Source organism: Pseudomonas sp. PNPG3, from assembly GCF_023093815.1.
GTDB classification, from domain to species: Bacteria; Pseudomonadota; Gammaproteobacteria; order Pseudomonadales; family Pseudomonadaceae; genus Aquipseudomonas; species Aquipseudomonas asiatica.
On the sequence record NZ_JALLKV010000034.1, the window covers coordinates 48725 to 64431 of the forward strand.

Below are 15707 nucleotides of genomic sequence, written 5' to 3' on the forward strand. Positions count from 1 at the left end.
AACCGACAAGCTGGACACCATGGTTCGCCTACTTTTCTGGATCGCCCTGATCGCCGCTGCGTTCTGGCTGTGGCGCAAGTTCAAAGCCAGCCAACAGTCGCACCCCGAGGCCAAGCTGGATGCGCCGCTGAAGATGGTGCGCTGCGCCCATTGCGGCGTGCACCTGCCCAATGACCGGGCGCTGCAGCAGGGCAACGAGTGGTATTGCAGCCAGGCGCACCTGCAGCAGGGGCCAGGCCGCCAAGACTGAATTCAAATCTCCACTGGCTTCTTCGCGGGTAAACCCGCTCCCACAGGGATCGCACAGTTTTCGAAACCTGTGCTCTACCCGCGAAGAGGCCCTCAGCCCAGCCGCCCGGCTGGCGCATACGGCGCCGGGTCAATGATCGGCTCTACCCCGGTCAACAGGTCGGCAAACAGCTGGCACGAAGCCGGCGCCAGCACCAGCCCGTTGCGGTAATGCCCGCAGTTCAACCACAACCCCGCATGCCCCGGCACCGGCCCGATATACGGAATACCTTCCGGCGACCCCGGCCGCAGCCCGGCCCAGTGCGCCACCACCGTGGCCCCCTCGAGCTCAGGCAGCAACTCCACCGCCGAGGCCTTCAGGCTCTCCAACGCCTCCTCGGTCGGGGTCTTGTCGTACCCGGCATGCTCCAGCGTGCTACCCACCAGAATATGCCCGTCACGCCGCGGGATCGCATAGCGCCCCTTGGCCAGCACCATGCTCGGCAGGAAGTCTTCGGCACATTTGAACAAAATCATCTGGCCCTTCACCGGCTCCACCGGCAGCTCCAGGCCGAGCGTACGCAGCAGGTCGCCACTCCACGCGCCAGCACTGAGCACCACCTCATCCGCCGCCAGAACGCCGTCTGCCGTCTGCACCCCGGTCACGCGACCGCCCTGCTGGACAAAACCGGTAACCTGGCAGTGCTCACGCAAGGTCACGTTGGGCAACGCCAGCAACGCCGCCTTGAGCGACTTCACCAGGCGCGGGTTGCGCACGTTGGCCACGCCGGCCATGTAGATGGCACGCTTGAAGCCCGGGCCCAGCACCGGCACCGCGTCATAGGCCGCCGAAATATCCACGGCACTCAGCGGCCGCTGCTCACGCTCGGCCCAGGCCAGCGCTTCGGCCTCGTCGTCCAGGTCGAGCCAGTACAGGCCGGTGGTGTGCACTTCGGGGTCGACGCCGGTGCTGGCGAACAAACGCTCGCCCAGCTGCGGATAAAAGTCTTGCGACCAGTGTGCCAGGGCGGTCACGGCCGGGCTGTAGCGCCACGGGTACAGCGGCGAGACGATGCCACCGCCAGCCCAGGACGACTCGCGGCCGACTTCCCCCTGATCGCACACCACCACCTGCCCGACCTTCGCCGCCAGGTTGAATGCCGTCAGCAGGCCAATCACTCCGCCGCCGACCACCACTACTTGCTTGCTCATCTGTCGATCCAACACCTGAAGTAAATCCGCGATGCACCGGGCATCATTCAATCTTCAGCTTCCCCAGCAATGCACGCTGTCTTCGACGGCACCCGGATTGCGCTGCACGCCGGCCTGGTCGAGCTGGAAATCGCCACAGCGGTCCTGCGCCATCAGCCCGCTCGGCAGCCGCCGGGCGCGCAGCGTGAAGGTGTCGCTGTCGCGCTGGGCCTGCAGGCTGTAATAGCGGGTACCGTCGGGCAACGCCGGGTCGCCCTCGGCGTATTGGCCAGTGCGTACGCGGTGGCGCTCCAGGCGCAGGGCGGCATCATGCAGCAGGCCAACCACTTCGCTGCGCGCGGCTCGCCGTAGCTGGTCGCTGTAACTGGGGTAGGCAATGGCTGCCAGAATGCCGGTCACGGCCAGCACAATCAACAACTCGATCCGGCTCAAGCCTTGCTGCATGTCAGTCTCCTCGCAATCTCTGCCGCCAGGCAATGCGCCGGGTTGTGTCGCCGTCCATGGCGTAGACCGCTTCCAGCACATGCCGTGACTGGGTTTGCAGGCTGACGGCGGTGACGCGGTACAGGGTGACCTGCTGCCCTTCCGGCATATGCGCCGCGTGTTCGCTGGTACCCAGATTCTGCAAATGGAAATAGCCGGTTCGCGTGCGCTGCCACTGCCCGCTCAGGTCATGCGGTCGAGCGGGTGGCGGGCACGCCTCGCAAGGGTCGGGGGGAGCCCGCTCGAGCTCGCCTGCCCCTGCCAGCAGCGTGGCCTCGGCCTGCTCCAGCGCCAGCAGGCCTTCGCTCAGATAGCCGGTCATTCGCGTTTGCACCAGCGCATTACGCAGGGCAGACGCCGCAAACAGCCCAAGCAGCAGGCTCAGGACCAAGGCCAACAACAGGACTATGCCACGCTGACGATTCATGAGGCCGGCACCGGGTTGCGGATTGCGACGCTCAGTTCATGGTGCTGTTCAAGTTCGAGCGTGGGTTCGTAAAGCGTCAGGGCAATATCCACCCCCTCACCCTGTGCCATTTGCACACGTTGGAAACGTATTGAGCGCACATTTTCAACCAGCGGCTGGAAGTTGCTTTTGTTGCGTTTGAATCTCAGCGTATTGCCCTGGAGTTGGTAGACATATCTGCTGATGGGGTAAACCTGTGGGTAGCCCTCCTTCAACTCATCGTCCACAGACACCTTGCTAGTACAGTCCGTGTGCAGGAACCACTGCGGGCCCCCGGCTTGCCCAGGTAACTCCGCAACGACCAGGCTAAGGGTGGATGCTTCGACTTCCATCGGCCGGGCGAATGCGTGCCCTGCGCTCGAACTGCCGAAGTGCTTTGGCCGCAGTCGCAGGCAGCCGAACATCCCGGTCATGCGGATATCCTGGGCCATTCGCAGCAATGCCAGGCGTGCCTCATCCTGCATGCGTACTGCCGTGCTTTGCAGCCGCCAGGTATGGTGGGCCGAGGCAAATAGCTGGCTGGCCGCCGTCAACAGCAGCAACCCGATGGTCAGCGCCAGCATCACCTCAAGCAAGCCGAAACCACGCTGGCCGCGACTCATGGCCGCCCCCTTTCATGCTCACTGTGCGCCGCCATTGCCGCCTGTCCATCGCGGCGCGCGTTCTCCGCAGCCTGCAATGCCTGCAGTTGCAGGCCTGCCGCTGCGAACATACCCACAGCCACCACTACCACCGCCAATAACACTTCCAGAAGCGTCATGCCCCGCTGTCTTGCGTGCATCCCTGCACCTCCTGCGACTTTTCCTGCAATTGCATTGAACCCGGGCGACTGGACCGCCGGTCCAACGACCGTGAAGCTACAGCCAAGCACTTCCAGGGAGGAATGCACGGTGAAGCAACGAGGTGTAACACTGATACAAATGTTGTCGGCCCTGGCGGTGGCCGTATTGCTGACACAACTCGGCATGCCGGCCTACGCCAGATTGAGCGACGACCTACACAGGGCGGCAGCTGCGCGTGACTTGGCGCAGGCACTGCGCAGTGCGCGCAGCCATGCCATGTTGCAAAGCCAGCCGGTGCTGGTGCAGGCGTTGGACGGTAACTGGGGGAATGGTTGGCAGGTGATGCTGGAGCATAACGGGCAGGTGCTGCGCGAGCAGCGTCTTTCACGGCCGCTGAAGATCACGAGCAATCGCGGTGAGCAGCTGAAATTCAGTGCGCAGGGTGTTCCGCTTGGGGCCAACGGTAATTGGTTAGGTTCAACGATGGAGATTTGCGAGCGCTTGACCGCAACTAGCCAGTATCAAGTTGTGATGGCATCGACTGGCAGGGTCAACGTACAGATGGGAGAGCCAAAAAAATCCCGATGCAAAGACACCTCCAGCTAGCATATGTGGTCGTTGTGGGAGCGGCCCTTTCGCACACAAGGCCGCTCCCACATAAAACAGCACCAGGTGGGTGCCGTTTCAGATCAGCGACCGAACCCGCAGTTCCTTGGGCATGGAGAAGGTGATGTTCTCTTCCCGCCCATCCAGCTCTTCAGCACCGGTGGCGCCCCAGGCCTTGAGCTGCTCGATCACGCCACGCACCAGAACTTCGGGAGCCGAAGCGCCAGCGGTGATGCCGACCCGCGCCGTCTGGTCGAACCAGCCACGCTGCAGGTCCTCGGCACCGTCGATCAGGTAGGCCGGGGTGCCCATGCGCTCGGCCAGCTCGCGCAGGCGGTTGGAGTTGGAGCTGTTCGGGCTGCCGACCACCAGTACCACGTCGCACTCGTCCGCCAGTTGCTTGACCGCGTCCTGGCGGTTCTGGGTGGCGTAGCAGATGTCATCCTTGCGCGGGCCGCCAATGTTCGGGAAGCGCGCACGCAGGGCGTCGATCACGCGGCTGGTGTCGTCCATCGACAGCGTGGTCTGGGTGACGAACGCCAGGTGGTCCGGGTCCTTCACCTGCAGGTTGGCAACATCCTCCTCGTCTTCGACGAGGTAGATGGCGCCACCGTTGCTGGCGTCGTACTGGCCCATGGTGCCTTCGACCTCCGGATGCCCTTCGTGGCCGATGAGAATGCACTCACGGCCGTCGCGGCTGTACTTGGCCACTTCGATGTGCACCTTGGTCACCAGCGGGCAGGTGGCATCGAACACTTTCAGGCCACGGCCAGCAGCTTCCTGGCGCACGGCCTGGGAAACCCCGTGGGCACTGAAGATGACGATGACGTCGTCCGGTACCTGGTCCAGCTCTTCGACAAAGATGGCGCCACGGTTGCGCAGGTCTTCCACCACGAACTTGTTGTGCACCACTTCGTGACGCACATAGATCGGCGGGCCGAAGACTTCCAGCGCGCGGTTGACGATCTCGATCGCCCGGTCGACCCCCGCGCAGAAGCCGCGAGGGTTGGCGAGTTTGATTTGCATGCTCGGCTCCAGGCTTACAGGGCCTTCACCTCGAGGATCTCCACCTCGAAGGTCAGGGTCTTGCCAGCCAATGGGTGATTGAAGTCGATGGTCACCTGGTCGTCATCGAACGCTTTGACCACACCCGGCAGCTCGGTGTTGGCGGCGTCGTTGAAGATGATCAACAGCCCTTCGGACAACTCCATGCCCTCGAACTGAGACCGTGGCATGACTTGCACGTTCTGCGGGTTTGGCTGGCCGAATGCGTTCTCCGGGGCCACCACGACGGTACGCTTGTCGCCACCCTTGAAGCCGAACAGGGCGTTCTCGAACCCTGGCAGCAGGTTGCCATCGCCAACCTTGAAGGTGGCCGGGGCCTTGTCGAACGTGCTGTCGACGGTGTCGCCGTTTTCCAGGTGCAGCGCGAAGTGCAGGGTGACTTCGGTGTTCTGGCCGATACGGGTGTCAGTCATGGACCGGATCCTCGGACTTCTTGCTCTTGAACATATCCAGCGCCAGCATCACCGCACCAACGGTGATGGCGCTGTCGGCCAGGTTGAAGGCCGGGAAGTAATGGCGGTTCTGCCAGTGCACCAGGATGAAGTCGACCACATGGCCGAGCACGACGCGGTCGTACAGGTTGCCGATCGCGCCACCCAGCACCAGCGCCAGCGCCACGGCCAGCCAGGTCTCGTTGCGCCCCAGGCGCTTGAGCCACACTACCAGCACGGCACTGACCACCACGGCGATCAGGGCGAACAGCCAGCGCTGCCAGCCGGAGCTTTCAGCCAGGAAGCTGAACGCCGCGCCGGTGTTGTAGGCCAGGGTCCAGCTGAAGTAGTCAGGGATGACGACAACCTGCTGGTACATGGTCAGGGCATTGTTGAAATACAGCTTGGTGGCCTGGTCGAGGACCAGTACCACCAGGCTCAGCCAAAGCCATGCAAGGCGCCCGAAGCGCCCCGCTACAGGGTTAGGCATAGTGGCGCACCTCGCCGGAACCGCTCAGGTTGTCGACGCAACGGCCGCAGATTTCCGGGTGCTCCGGGTGGCTGCCGACGTCGGCGCGGAAGTGCCAGCAACGGCCGCACTTGGTGTGGCCGGACTTGACCACTTGCAGCTTGAGGCCTTCGACTTCGGTGGCCACCGCTTCGGCCGGCGCTTGCGCGAATGGCACCACGCTGGCAGCCGAGGTGATCAGCACGAAGCGCAGTTCGTCGCCCAGCTTGCCCAGGTCGGCGCTCAGGCCTTCGTCGGCGTACAGGGTGACTTCGGCCTGCAGGTTGCCGCCGATGACCTTGGCGGTACGCTGGTTTTCCAGCTCCTTGTTGACCGATGCCTTGACGGCCATCACGCGGTCCCAGTAGGCGCGGTCCAGTTCGGTACCTTCCGGCAGCTCGCTCAGGCCTTCGTACCAGCCGTTGAGCATTACCGACTCGTTGCGCTCGCCTGGCAGGTACTGCCAGATTTCGTCGGCCGTAAACGCCAGGATCGGCGCGATCCAGCGCACCAGCGCCTCGCTGATGTGGTAGAGCGCGGTCTGGCAGGAACGGCGAGCGACACTGTTGGCGCCGGTGGTGTACTGGCGGTCCTTGATGATGTCGAGGTAGAAGCCGCCCAGTTCCTGCACGCAGAAGTTGTGCACCTTGGAGTAGACGTTCCAGAAACGGTACTCGCTGTAGTGCTCTTCCAGCTCGCGTTGCAGCAGCAGGGTGCGGTCAACCGCCCAGCGGTCCAGCGCCAGCATGTCTTCCGGGGCCAGCAAATCGCGGGCCGGGTCGAAGCCGGACAGGTTGGAGAGCAGGAAGCGTGCAGTGTTGCGGATACGGCGGTAGGCGTCGGCGCTGCGCTGCAGGATTTGCTCGGAAACGGCCATTTCACCGGAATAGTCGGTAGCGGCAACCCACAGGCGCAGGATATCGGCACCCAGGGTGTTGTTGACCTTCTCTGGCTCGATGGTGTTGCCCAGCGACTTGGACATCTTGCGGCCATTCTCGTCCACGGTGAAGCCGTGGGTCAGCAGCTCGCGGTACGGCGCGTGGCCGTCGATGGCGCAACCGGTCAGCAAGGACGAGTGGAACCAGCCGCGGTGCTGGTCGGAACCTTCCAGGTACAGGTCGGCACGCGGGCCGGTGGCGTGGCCAATGTCATGCGAGCCACGCAGCACGTGCCAGTGGGTGGTACCCGAGTCGAACCACACGTCGAGGGTGTCGGTGATCTTGTCGTACTGCTCGGCTTCAGCGCCCAGCAGTTCGGCGGCGTCCAGCTTGAACCAGGCCTCGATGCCTTCCTGTTCGACGCGCTTGGCCACTGCTTCCATCAGCTCGACGGTGCGTGGGTGCAGCTCGCCGGTCTGCTTGTGCAGGAAGAACGGGATCGGTACACCCCAGTTGCGCTGACGGGAGATGCACCAGTCCGGGCGGTTGGCGATCATCGAATGCAGGCGCGCCTGGCCCCAGGCCGGGACGAACTTGGTGTCTTCGATGGCTTTAAGTGCGCGCTCACGCAGCGGCTCGCCGGTGGTCGGCTGCTTGTCCATACCCACGAACCACTGCGCGGTGGCGCGGTAGATCAGCGGGGTCTTGTGGCGCCAGCAGTGCATGTAGCTGTGGCTGATGGTTTCGGTGTGCATCAGCGCGCCGACCTCGCTCAGCTTCTCGACGATGGCCGGGTTGGCCTTCCAGATGAACTGGCCGCCGAAGAATGGCAGCGAGTCCACATACACGCCGTTGCTCTGCACCGGGGTGAGGATGTCGTCGTTGACCATGCCGTAGCGCTTGCAGGTGACGAAGTCGTCTTCACCGTAGGCTGGCGAGGAGTGCACCACGCCGGTACCGGCGCCCAGTTCGACGTAGTCAGCCAGGTAGATTGGCGACAGGCGGTCGTAGAACGGGTGGCGGAAGTTGATCAGTTCCAGTGCCGAACCCTGGGCGGTGGCAATGACCGAGCCTTCCAGGCTGTAGCGCTTGAGGCACGACTCGACCAGCTCTTCGGCCAGAACCAGCAGACGCTCGCCGGTGTCGACCAGGGCGTACTTGAACTCCGGGTGGATGTTCAGCGCCTGGTTGGCCGGGATAGTCCACGGGGTGGTGGTCCAGATCACGATGGCAGCCGGCTTGGCCAGCGAAGCCAGACCGAAGGCAGCAGCCAGCTTGGCGTCATCGGCTACCGGGAAGGCAACGTCGATGGTCTGCGATTTCTTGTCGGCGTACTCGACTTCGGCCTCGGCCAGGGCCGAACCGCAATCGAAGCACCAGTTCACAGGCTTCAGGCCCTTGAACACGAAGCCTTGCTTGACCATCTCGGCCAGGGCGCGGATTTCGCCGGCCTCGTTGGCAAAGTTCATGGTCTTGTACGGGTTGTCCCAGTCACCCAGCACGCCCAGGCGGATGAACTCGGTCTTCTGCCCTTCGATCTGCTCGGCGGCGTACTCGCGGCACAGCTCGCGAGTGCGGTCGGCGGACAGATGCTTGCCGTGGGTGACCTCGACCTTGTGCTCGATCGGCAGGCCATGGCAGTCCCAGCCCGGCACATACGGCGCATCGAAGCCGGCCAGGGTCTTGGAACGGACGATCATGTCCTTGAGGATCTTGTTCAGCGCATGACCGATGTGAATCTTGCCGTTGGCATAGGGCGGGCCGTCGTGCAGGACGAACTTGGGACGATCCTTGCCAATTTCGCGCAGCTTCTGGTACAGGCCAATGCTGTCCCAGCGCTGCAGGATCTGCGGTTCGCGCTGAGGCAGGCCGGCCTTCATGGGGAAGGCGGTGTCCGGAAGGTTAAGCGTGGCTTTGTAGTCGGTCATTTCAGGCTCTTCGTTAGCGGTTGAGCGTGCCAATGTGCACGTGCGGCGGCGATATCCGCATCGATCGCCGACTTCAGCGCCTCCAGGGAGGCGAATCGCTGCTCTTCTCGCAGCTTGTGGTGGAACTCCACCGTCAGGCGCCGGCCGTAAAGGTCGCCGGCATAGTCCAGCAGATGAATCTCCAGGTGCGGGCGCCCATCACCGGCAACGGTGGGGCGCACGCCGATATTGCCGACACCCGGCCAGGCCTTGCCGTCGATTTCGATGCTGGCCAGGTAGACCCCGGACAGCGGCACGCGGCGGCGCTTGAGCTGAATGTTGGCGGTAGGTGTGCCGAGCTGGCGGGCCAGCTTCTGGCCATGCAGCACGCGGCCGCTGATGCGGTACGGGCGGCCCAGCAGGTGCTCGGCCAGCTCGAAGTTGCCTTCGGACAGGGCCTTGCGCACTTCGGTGCTGCTGACCCGCAGGCCGTCCTGGATCACCGTGTTGGCAGCCTCGACGGTGAAGCCGTACTGCTTGCCGGCCTCGACCAGGAAAGCGAAGTCGCCGGCGCGGTCGCAGCCGAAGCGGAAGTCATCGCCCACTTCGAGGTGGCGTACACCCAGGCCGTCGACCAGGATGGCCTTGACGAAGGCATCGGCGCCGAGCTTGCTCAGGCGCTGGTTGAATGCCAGGCACAGCACCCGGTCGATACCCTCGGCCGCCAGCAGCTCGATCTTGTCGCGCAGCCGGGCCAGGCGGGCCGGCGCGGTGTCGGGGGCGAAATACTCGCGTGGTTGCGGTTCGAAGATGACCACGCAGGTCGGCAGGCCCAAGGCCTGGCCGCGCTCGCGCAGGCGCGCCAGGATAGCCTGGTGGCCGCGGTGAACCCCGTCGAAGTTGCCAATGGTGGCGACACAGCCCCGGTGCTCGGGGCGCAGGTTGTGAAGACCTCGAACCAGCTGCATAACGCGCTTCTTGCTCATAAAGTGGCCGATTATAACCACACCCGGGCGCCGGTGACAGGCAGCAGCGCCCAAGGGCGGCGTGGAATTCGAAAAACCGACGCCTGACCCGCCCGATGCCTCAGTGCAAGGCCTTGCGGGCGAAATGCCGAGGCCGGAAGCCGCACAGGTACAGGCAGCCGAAATAGGTCACGACGCCCGCCAGTACCAGAGCCCCCAGGCGCACCAGGCGCTCGAGCATGTTGCCCTGTTCCCAGGCCGGCAAATAATGCATGCCGGCCAGCAACACCGCCGACATCAGCCCCACCGCCAGCACCAGCTTGAGCAGGAATATCGCCCAGCCTGGTTGCGGCTGGAACAGCTGCTGACTGCGCAGTTTCCAGAACAGCAGGCCGGCGTTCAGGCAGGCCCCCAGGCTGATCGCCAGGGCCAGGCCGGCATGCGCGAGCGGCCCGATCAGGGCCAGGTTGAACAGTTGGGTGCAGACCAGGGTGAATACCGCGATCTTCACCGGTGTACGGATATTCTGCTGCGCGTAGAAGCCGGGTGCCAGCACCTTGACCAGAATGATCGCCAGCAAGCCCACGGAATAGGCGATCAGCGCCTTCTGGGTCATGGCTGCGTCGACGGCAGTGAACTTGCCGTACTGGAACAGCGCCACGGTCAGTGGCTCGGCGAGAATGGCCAGGGCCAGGGTGCATGGCAGCACCAGCAGGAAGCACAGGCGCAGGCCCCAGTCGAGGATCCGCGAGTATTCCTCGCGGTCCTTGTTGGCGTAGGTCTTGGCCAGGGTCGGCAGCAGTATGGTGCCCAGGGCCACGCCCAGTACGCCGGAAGGCAGCTCCATGAGGCGGTCGGCGTAGTACATCCACGACACCGAGCCGGCTACCAGGAAGGAGGCGAAGATGGTGTTGATGATCAGCGAGATCTGGCTCACCGACACCCCGAGGATCGCTGGCAGCATCTGCTTGAGCACCCGCCACACGCCGGTATCGCGCAGGTTCAGGCGTGGCAGCACGAGCATGCCGATCTTCTTCAGCGCTGGCAGCTGGTACAGCAACTGTGCCAGGCCACCGGCCAGCACGCCCCATGCCAGGGCCATGATGGGCGGGTCGAAATACGGCGTGAGCAGCACGGTGAAGGCAATCATCGCCACATTCAGCAAGGTCGGGGTAAAGGCCGGCACCGAGAAACGGTTCCAGGTATTGAGGATTGCCCCGGCCAGGGAGGACAGCGAGATCAGCAATATATAAGGAAAAGTCACCCGCAACAGGGCGGTGGTCAGTTCGTACTTTTCGGCACTGTCGACAAAGCCTGGTGCGGTCGCCCACACCACCCATGGCGCCGCCAGGATGCCGATGGCGGTCACCAGCGCCAGAACCAAGGTCAGCAGGCCACTGACATAGGCGACGAAGGTGCGGGTCGCCTCCTCGCCTTGCTGGGTCTTGTATTCGGCCAGGATCGGTACGAAGGCCTGGGAAAACGCGCCCTCGGCGAAGATGCGCCGCAGCAGGTTGGGCAGCTTGAAGGCGATGAAGAAAGCATCGGTGGCGATGCCGGCGCCGAAAACACGCGCCAGGATGGTGTCGCGGACAAAGCCTAGCACCCGGGAAATCATGGTGATCGAGCTTACCGCAGCCAGGGATTTGAGCAGGTTCATCGAAAAGATTCACGCCAAGGGCAGAGGACGCTGCCAGACAGCGTCCGAATGTGCGATACTCCCGCGCCTTCGCAGGGGAGCCAAAAATTCCCGAGTTTACAGGTCGCGCAGCAGAAAGGAATATTTCCCTCTTGTTGGCGCACCGCTCGGCGGAACCTTGCAGGTGGCCTTGACATCCGTTCGACTGATCGGCATGATTCGCGGCCTATTTTGTTTGCTATTTACCTAAAGTCTTTCGAGGAGCTCGACGGTGGCCAACACACCTTCCGCCAAGAAACGTGCAAAACAGGCTGAGAAGCGTCGCAGCCACAACGCCAGCCTGCGTTCCATGGTCCGCACCTACATCAAGAATGTAGTCAAGGCCATCGACGCAAAAGACGCCGAAAAAGCGCAAGCCGCTTACGTTCTGGCTGTGCCTGTAATCGACCGTATGGCCGACAAGGGCATCATCCACAAGAACAAGGCTGCTCGTCACAAAGGCCGTCTGAATGGCCACATCAAGGCGCTGAAAGAAGCTGCAGCTGCCTAAGCGACGCGCTAGTCGAAAAACCGACCCTAGGGTCGGTTTTTTGTTGCCTGCGATTTGACGGGCTTGCCTGGATAACCTGATCCGGCCTCATCACCGGCAAGCCATGCGCGGTCCCTGTGGGAGCTGGCTTGCCGGCGAGGGGCCGCAAAGCGGCCCCTTCTGCAATCTTACTTGGCAATCTGAATCTTCGGCGCCCACTGCAGCCATTCATCCTCGGCCTTGTCGAACAAGGCGAACGTCTGCTGCGGCCGTGCCGGGTTGCCCATCTGCTCGCCATCCGGCGTGGCGAAGGCGATACCGCCGTCGATCATGGTCTCCACCGACTCGGTACGCACCGTAACCCCCTTGACCAGCCCCCAGTCGAAACCGAAGCCGCTGCTGTTCCAGAAGCGGCTGCCGCTGCGCACCAGGGCCGCATAGCGCGGCTCGATCAGGATATGGATCAATACGCGGTCAGCGCTCTGGCCCAGCTCGAAGCCCGTCACCTTGCCCACCGCAACCTCACGATAGGTCACCGGCACGCCCGGCTTGATCGAGCCACGGCGCGGGGCGCTCAGCGTCAACGGCAGCCCGACTTCAGGCCCTGCCACCTGCGGGGCGTCGGCCAAGGCGATGAAATCGCGCTGCGGGCCACGGTCCTTGGCAGCCGGCTGCACTTCCAGGTACTGCCCGCCCACCAGGGTGTCGAGGTTCTGCGTGCGCACCAGGCCAAAGGCTGGCTTGACCACCCAGAACTGCGTACCGACGCGGGCGATACGGTCCGCCGCTTCGGTAATGCGCGCCCGCAGCAGCACCGCCTGCAAGTCATCGGTCAGGTCGACGCTCTCGACGCTACCCACATCCAGGCCGCGGAAGCGAATCGCCGTGCCAGGCTTGAGGCCGTCGGCACGGTCCACACGAATGGTGATCAACGTTCCTGCGCGGTTGACCGCCTCCTGGCTGTCATGCAGGCGGAAGCGTGGGATGTGTCGTTTGAGCGGCACATCAGGCCGTGGCGTATCGAACGCGATACCACCAGCCATCAGGGTCTGCAGTGATTCACTCTTGATCTTGATGCCCGACAGGCCGCCCGTCAGGGTGATGCCACTGACATTCCAGAAGCGCGACGAACCGTTGACCAGCTTTTCGTATTCCTTCTCGATATGCACACCGATCAGGATGCGATTGCTGTTGCGGGCGAACTGGTAGCTCTGCACGCTACCCACCTTCACCTGGCGGTACATGACCGGGCTACCGACTTCCAGCGAACCCAGGGTGTCGGCGAACAGCACCATGTGCAGGCCTGGTGCCTTGAGGTCGAGCGGAGGCGCCTTGGCGCGGGCTTCGAACTCACGCTCTGGCCGCGCCCCTTTCTCACCAGGGCGAATGGCGATGTAGTTACCCTTGACCAGCGCCTCCAAGCCAGTGATACCCGCCAGGGAAATTGACGGTTTGACCACCCAGAACTGCGTGCCCTCGACCAGATAATCCTCGGCCAACGGGTCCAGCGTAAGCTCCGCCGATGCACTGGCCAGGTTGTCTGCCATTGTCAGGGATTTGAGCGAGCCCACCTGGATGCCCTTGTACATGACCGGTGTACGGCCCGCCTGCAGGCCCTCGTAATCGCTCAATTTCACCTTTACCCGGATGCCGGCCTGGGCCGCATCGAAGTCCTCATACAGACGGAACGGCAGGTTCGAGTCGGTGGGCGGACTGTCCTTGCGGTGTTCCGGCGTGGCAAAGGCGATACCACCGGCGACAATGCTCGACAGCGATTCGCTACGCACTTTCACGCCCGAGAGCGAGGCATCGATGCTGACGCCGCTGGCATTCCAGAAACGCGTGTGCTTGCGCACCAGGCTGGCATAGGCCGGCTCGATGAAGACCTTTATCTCGACAGTGCTCTGGTCCTCGGACAGGCGGTAGCTTTTAACCCGGCCAACCTGGATCTGCTTGTAGAACACCGGGCTGTCACGGTTGAGCGACCCAAGCCGCTCGGCCTTGAGGGTAAGGTGCAGGCCCGGCTCAGTGTCCGACAGCGGCGGAGCAACCTTCAAGGCAGTAAAACGCTTGGTGCGCTCCCCCTCCCCTGGGCTGACGGCGATGTAGTTGCCTGACACCAGAGTTTCCAGGCCGGAAATACCCGCCAGGCTGACGCTCGGCTTCACCAGCCAGAAACGCGTGCCTTTGGTCAGATGCGGCTCGGCAGCCTTGTTCATCTCGATGGTGGCGATCACCCCCTGGTTCTCACCCTTGGCGTCGAGCACCAGGCTCTTGACCTTGCCAACCGGCATGCCCTTGTAGATCACCTCGGTCTTGTTGGCGACGATACCCTCACCCGACTCGAAGCGGACCTCAATTTCCACACCGGCATCACGGTAAGCCTGCCACGCAAGCCAGCCACCGATCATCAAGGCGATCAAAGGCAGGATCCATATGGCCGACCAGTTCGAGGCTGGGCGGGTTTTAGCCGTTGGCAGGTCACTCATGGTCGTCATCCGACTCCGTGTTATCCCAAATCAGTCGGGGATCGAAAGTTAAAGCGGCAAGCATTGTCAGGATCACCACAGTTGCAAAGGCGACAGCGCCCAGGTTGGCTTCGACACTGGCTATTCGGCCGAAATTCACCACCGCCACCAGGATGGCGATGACAAAGATATCGAGCATGGACCAGCGCCCAATGAATTCGATGAAGCGGTACATCAATATCCGTTGCCGTGCCGAAAGCGGCTGACGGCGCTGAACGGAGTACAACAGCAAGCCGATGCCCACCAGTTTGAACGTGGGCACCAGGATACTGGCAATGAACACCACGGCAGCAATGGGCACCATGCCATGCTTGAGCAAGGTGATGACACCGGACATGATCGTGTCGGGGCTGCCTTGGCCCAGGGTGCTCACGGTCATGATCGGCAGCATGTTGGCCGGGATGTACAGGATCGACGCGGCAATCAGCAGCGCCCAGGTACGCGCGATGCTGTTCGGCCGACGGGCATGCACGATGGCACCGCAGCGTGTACAGGTTTGTGAAGTGCTGTCTGGCTGTTGCCGGTTCAGCTCGTGACATTCATTGCAGACAAGAATGCCTGCATCAATCGCCCGCATGCAGGTCCTCCCCTGATAGCGCACTCCAGATCTGGTGCGGTGACATCACCACCTCGAGCCACACCTGGATCAATAACAGGCTGATGAAGCAGAACAGCCCCAGACCTACCGTCAGCTCGGCCAGGTCCACCAGCTTGACGATGGCTACCAGCACGCCCATGAAATAGACCTCGAGCATGCCCCAGTCACGCAAGTGGTGATAGATGCGGTAGAACAGCAGGCCGAAACTACGCCCCACGTTCAGACGGATACTCAAGAGCACGACCAGCTGACAGAGCAGTTTTGCCAGAGGGATGGCCATGCTGCACAGGAAAACCACGACGGCCACACCGCGCATTTCCGAGTTGTACAGGCCCAGCACGCCGCTCCAGACAGTATCGTCCGATGTCTGGCCAAGCAGGTGCAGCTGCATGATCGGCAGGAAATTGGCAGGCACAAACAGCAGCAAGGCGGTGAGCACCAGGGCCAGGCTGCGGTTGACCACATTGTGCCGATGGGCGTACAGCTCATAGCCGCAGCGCGGGCATTGGGCTTTCTCATCATGCTGGAGCACGGGCTTGCGCAGCAGCAGGTCACATTCATGACAGGCGACAAGCTCGTCCAACGGCAACTGGGCCAGGGTTTCAGGTTCGACAGGATTGGGCATATAGCGCTTCTGAATAGGTGCGTGGGCCTATTCTAGTGTTCTGGCTCGAATTGTGGGAGGCGACGATTGAACGGTGACCAGTGCGGGCGAGTCGAGGCGTCGAACCGCCGCGAAGCAGGCGACGCGGTGGATGGCACCGGCCTTGCCGGCATTCGCGGGTGAACCCGCTCCCACAGGGGCGGCGTATGCTTGGGAATTTTTGCGCCAGAAAGACAAAACCCCTACCTGCATGCGCAGATAGGGGTTTTGCGAAATGA

Annotated in this window: 18 protein-coding genes; 3 read left to right on the forward strand and 15 right to left on the reverse strand. The window is 62.9% G+C overall.

Annotation, left to right across the window (positions count from 1 at the left end):
- The first annotated feature begins 19 nt into the window (after positions 1 to 19).
- On the forward strand, positions 20 to 250 hold the full coding sequence (locus MJ643_RS20270; protein WP_013970760.1) for a PP0621 family protein: 231 nt from the start codon (positions 20 to 22) through the stop codon (positions 248 to 250).
- A 92-nt stretch (positions 251 to 342) separates the two neighbouring features.
- Here the strand turns inward: MJ643_RS20270 and thiO are convergent, their stop codons facing one another.
- The 5 genes from thiO to MJ643_RS20295 are packed head-to-tail and all read right to left on the reverse strand — an operon-like array spanning position 343 to position 3170.
- Positions 343 to 1440 (reverse strand): glycine oxidase ThiO, encoded by a 1098-nt coding sequence (gene thiO / locus MJ643_RS20275; protein WP_024086214.1) that lies wholly within the window; start codon positions 1438 to 1440, stop codon positions 343 to 345.
- A gap of 54 nt (positions 1441 to 1494) precedes the next feature.
- Positions 1495 to 1884 (reverse strand): type IV pilin protein, encoded by a 390-nt coding sequence (locus MJ643_RS20280; RefSeq protein WP_208209624.1) that lies wholly within the window; start codon positions 1882 to 1884, stop codon positions 1495 to 1497.
- A gap of 1 nt (position 1885) precedes the next feature.
- On the reverse strand, positions 1886 to 2350 hold the full coding sequence (locus MJ643_RS20285; protein WP_038408628.1) for a hypothetical protein: 465 nt from the start codon (positions 2348 to 2350) through the stop codon (positions 1886 to 1888).
- Complete coding sequence (locus MJ643_RS20290) at positions 2347 to 2991, reverse strand: prepilin-type N-terminal cleavage/methylation domain-containing protein (protein WP_013970756.1); 645 nt, start codon at positions 2989 to 2991, stop codon at positions 2347 to 2349. The genes MJ643_RS20285 and MJ643_RS20290 overlap by 4 nt, the downstream gene beginning before the upstream one ends.
- The gene (locus tag MJ643_RS20295; RefSeq protein ID WP_024086213.1) at positions 2988 to 3170 is read right to left on the reverse strand and encodes a prepilin-type N-terminal cleavage/methylation domain-containing protein; all 183 of its coding nucleotides are present in this window, start codon (positions 3168 to 3170) and stop codon (positions 2988 to 2990) included. Before MJ643_RS20295 ends, MJ643_RS20290 begins: the two co-directional genes overlap by 4 nt.
- Before the next feature lie 109 nt (positions 3171 to 3279).
- Between MJ643_RS20295 and MJ643_RS20300 the strand changes: the two genes are divergently transcribed.
- Entirely contained in the window at positions 3280 to 3777 is a 498-nt protein-coding gene (locus tag MJ643_RS20300; protein ID WP_024086212.1) for a GspH/FimT family pseudopilin, read from the forward strand.
- Between the two features lie 78 nt (positions 3778 to 3855).
- On the opposite strand, the gene ispH is transcribed toward MJ643_RS20300, so the two are convergent.
- The 6 genes from ispH to murJ form a co-directional block, all read right to left on the reverse strand.
- Complete coding sequence (ispH, locus tag MJ643_RS20305) at positions 3856 to 4803, reverse strand: 4-hydroxy-3-methylbut-2-enyl diphosphate reductase (protein WP_013970753.1); 948 nt, start codon at positions 4801 to 4803, stop codon at positions 3856 to 3858.
- A gap of 14 nt (positions 4804 to 4817) precedes the next feature.
- Positions 4818 to 5255 (reverse strand): FKBP-type peptidyl-prolyl cis-trans isomerase, encoded by a 438-nt coding sequence (gene fkpB / locus MJ643_RS20310; protein ID WP_003258215.1) that lies wholly within the window; start codon positions 5253 to 5255, stop codon positions 4818 to 4820.
- Positions 5248 to 5763, reverse strand: coding sequence for a signal peptidase II (lspA, locus tag MJ643_RS20315; RefSeq protein ID WP_003258216.1), 516 nt, complete (start codon positions 5761 to 5763; stop codon positions 5248 to 5250). Before lspA ends, fkpB begins: the two co-directional genes overlap by 8 nt.
- Positions 5756 to 8587, reverse strand: coding sequence for an isoleucine--tRNA ligase (gene ileS / locus MJ643_RS20320; protein ID WP_061552036.1), 2832 nt, complete (start codon positions 8585 to 8587; stop codon positions 5756 to 5758). Before ileS ends, lspA begins: the two co-directional genes overlap by 8 nt.
- Positions 8584 to 9534: a bifunctional riboflavin kinase/FAD synthetase gene (ribF, locus tag MJ643_RS20325; RefSeq protein ID WP_023660619.1), complete on the reverse strand. Its 951-nt coding sequence runs from the start codon at positions 9532 to 9534 to the stop codon at positions 8584 to 8586. The genes ileS and ribF overlap by 4 nt, the downstream gene beginning before the upstream one ends.
- Before the next feature lie 118 nt (positions 9535 to 9652).
- The gene (gene murJ, locus MJ643_RS20330) at positions 9653 to 11191 is read right to left on the reverse strand and encodes a murein biosynthesis integral membrane protein MurJ (RefSeq protein ID WP_208209623.1); all 1539 of its coding nucleotides are present in this window, start codon (positions 11189 to 11191) and stop codon (positions 9653 to 9655) included.
- Positions 11192 to 11441: 250 nt separating this feature from the next.
- Here murJ and rpsT point away from each other — a divergent pair, with 250 nt between their 5' ends.
- Positions 11442 to 11720, forward strand: coding sequence for a 30S ribosomal protein S20 (gene rpsT / locus MJ643_RS20335; RefSeq protein ID WP_003247625.1), 279 nt, complete (start codon positions 11442 to 11444; stop codon positions 11718 to 11720).
- 167 nt (positions 11721 to 11887) lie between these two features.
- Here rpsT and MJ643_RS20340 read toward each other — a convergent pair whose 3' ends face one another.
- The 4 genes from MJ643_RS20340 to MJ643_RS20355 form a co-directional block, all read right to left on the reverse strand.
- Entirely contained in the window at positions 11888 to 14188 is a 2301-nt protein-coding gene (locus MJ643_RS20340; RefSeq protein WP_024086210.1) for an MlaD family protein, read from the reverse strand.
- Entirely contained in the window at positions 14181 to 14804 is a 624-nt protein-coding gene (locus MJ643_RS20345) for a paraquat-inducible protein A (RefSeq protein WP_015268842.1), read from the reverse strand. The genes MJ643_RS20340 and MJ643_RS20345 overlap by 8 nt, the downstream gene beginning before the upstream one ends.
- Positions 14791 to 15450: a paraquat-inducible protein A gene (locus MJ643_RS20350; protein WP_013970746.1), complete on the reverse strand. Its 660-nt coding sequence runs from the start codon at positions 15448 to 15450 to the stop codon at positions 14791 to 14793. The genes MJ643_RS20345 and MJ643_RS20350 overlap by 14 nt, the downstream gene beginning before the upstream one ends.
- A gap of 27 nt (positions 15451 to 15477) precedes the next feature.
- Positions 15478 to 15707 (reverse strand): hypothetical protein (locus tag MJ643_RS20355; protein WP_247726996.1); only part of this gene is annotated, 230 nt, incomplete at its 5' end.

What these genes read in the sequence shown, in the direction of transcription:
- murJ (WP_208209623.1), bottom strand. Translation starts at nt 11,191, where the DNA reads ATGAACCTGCTCAAATCCCTGGCTGCGGTAAGCTCGATCACCATGATT.
- MJ643_RS20345 (WP_015268842.1), bottom strand. Translation starts at nt 14,804, where the DNA reads ATGCGGGCGATTGATGCAGGCATTCTTGTCTGCAATGAATGTCACGAG.
- MJ643_RS20270 (WP_013970760.1), top strand. Translation starts at nt 20, where the DNA reads ATGGTTCGCCTACTTTTCTGGATCGCCCTGATCGCCGCTGCGTTCTGG.
- thiO (WP_024086214.1), bottom strand. Translation starts at nt 1,440, where the DNA reads ATGAGCAAGCAAGTAGTGGTGGTCGGCGGCGGAGTGATTGGCCTGCTG.
- MJ643_RS20340 (WP_024086210.1), bottom strand. Translation starts at nt 14,188, where the DNA reads ATGAGTGACCTGCCAACGGCTAAAACCCGCCCAGCCTCGAACTGGTCG.
- ribF (WP_023660619.1), bottom strand. Translation starts at nt 9,534, where the DNA reads ATGCAGCTGGTTCGAGGTCTTCACAACCTGCGCCCCGAGCACCGGGGC.
- MJ643_RS20350 (WP_013970746.1), bottom strand. Translation starts at nt 15,450, where the DNA reads ATGCCCAATCCTGTCGAACCTGAAACCCTGGCCCAGTTGCCGTTGGAC.
- MJ643_RS20285 (WP_038408628.1), bottom strand. Translation starts at nt 2,350, where the DNA reads ATGAATCGTCAGCGTGGCATAGTCCTGTTGTTGGCCTTGGTCCTGAGC.
- lspA (WP_003258216.1), bottom strand. Translation starts at nt 5,763, where the DNA reads ATGCCTAACCCTGTAGCGGGGCGCTTCGGGCGCCTTGCATGGCTTTGG.
- MJ643_RS20295 (WP_024086213.1), bottom strand. Translation starts at nt 3,170, where the DNA reads ATGCACGCAAGACAGCGGGGCATGACGCTTCTGGAAGTGTTATTGGCG.
- MJ643_RS20290 (WP_013970756.1), bottom strand. Translation starts at nt 2,991, where the DNA reads ATGAGTCGCGGCCAGCGTGGTTTCGGCTTGCTTGAGGTGATGCTGGCG.
- fkpB (WP_003258215.1), bottom strand. Translation starts at nt 5,255, where the DNA reads ATGACTGACACCCGTATCGGCCAGAACACCGAAGTCACCCTGCACTTC.
- MJ643_RS20280 (WP_208209624.1), bottom strand. Translation starts at nt 1,884, where the DNA reads ATGCAGCAAGGCTTGAGCCGGATCGAGTTGTTGATTGTGCTGGCCGTG.
- ispH (WP_013970753.1), bottom strand. Translation starts at nt 4,803, where the DNA reads ATGCAAATCAAACTCGCCAACCCTCGCGGCTTCTGCGCGGGGGTCGAC.
- ileS (WP_061552036.1), bottom strand. Translation starts at nt 8,587, where the DNA reads ATGACCGACTACAAAGCCACGCTTAACCTTCCGGACACCGCCTTCCCC.